The 1,148-nt window shown below is 47.6% G+C and carries 2 pseudogenes; both read right to left on the bottom strand.

Features of this window, described 5'->3' with window-relative positions:
• A pseudogene (locus KIV40_RS29520) lies at positions 1-196 on the bottom strand (ligase); the annotation flags it as partial.
• Positions 197-292: 96 nt separating this feature from the next.
• A pseudogene (locus KIV40_RS29515) lies at positions 293-1,148 on the bottom strand (ATP-binding cassette domain-containing protein); the annotation flags it as partial.

Below are 1,148 nucleotides of genomic sequence, written 5' to 3'. Positions count from 1 at the left end.
TGGGTAAGGTAAAGCTTAGCGCCAACCAAGTGGTTGGGTTGAACGACAACGACAATCCTGAACCACCAGGGTTAGGCATAAAAAAGTGCATAGCGAGGAGAAAAACCACCGCCAATGAAGCCAAGAAGGGTTTATTGAGCGGAAGTTGAGTCACCTGACCCTCAAGCTGTGTACCACTGGTGTGTATTGTCGCCATAGATCCTTAACCTTATAAAAACGGGGCCTGTCCGATTAGAACAAGCCCCGATACTGTAACACTTTTTCACCCTATTGGCTGAGTGGTATTGTAGCTCTATTTCATAGTTAACATAGGCTTAAGAAAGCGAGCAGTGTGAGAACCTTCGACCAATGCCACATCTTCTGGTGTACCTGCCGCAATAATCTCACCACCACCTTGGCCACCTTCTGGACCCAAGTCGATGATCCAGTCTGCGGTTTTTATCACGTCTATTTCCGTGGTCACGCAGGCGGTGCAGCACAGTCAAAAGCTGCTGGATATCGTGGAAGTGAAGACCTGTAGTTGGCTCGTCTAGGATATACAGAGTTTTACCGGTATCACGCTTGGACAGCTCACGAGCCAGTTTCACACGTTGAGCTTCACCACCAGATAGAGTTGTCGCGGCTTGTCCAAGTCGAATGTATGATAAGCCCACATCCATTAATGTTTGTAGCTTACGTGCGATCACTGGAACTGGGTTAAAGAATTCACGAGCATCTTCGACCGTCATCTCTAACACTTCATCGATGGTTTTGTCTTTATAGCGTACTTCCAGTGTTACACGGTTATAGCGTTTCCCTTTACATACATCACAAGGAACGTATACATCTGGTAAGAAGTGCATTTCGACTTTAATTACACCATCACCCTGACAGGCTTCACAGCGTCCACCTCGAACGTTGAAGCTAAAGCGGCCCGGCTTGTAACCACGAGAACGTGCTTCTTGTGTACCCGAAAATAGTTCACGAATTGGCGTGAAGATGCCGGTATAAGTTGCCGGGTTAGAGCGCGGGGTGCGTCCAATTGGGCTTTGGTCGATATCGATAACCTTATCGAAATGCTCTAAGCCTTTTATCTTCTTGTACGGTGCAGGTACTGCTGTTGTGGCACCGTTAAGCTGCGTGTGGGCGATCTTAAAGAAGGTATCGTT

It is taken from the genome of Vibrio sp. D173a (assembly GCF_030248475.1).
Note: the sequence above shows the minus strand (reverse complement) of the source record. Positions and strands in the feature narration are given on the sequence as shown.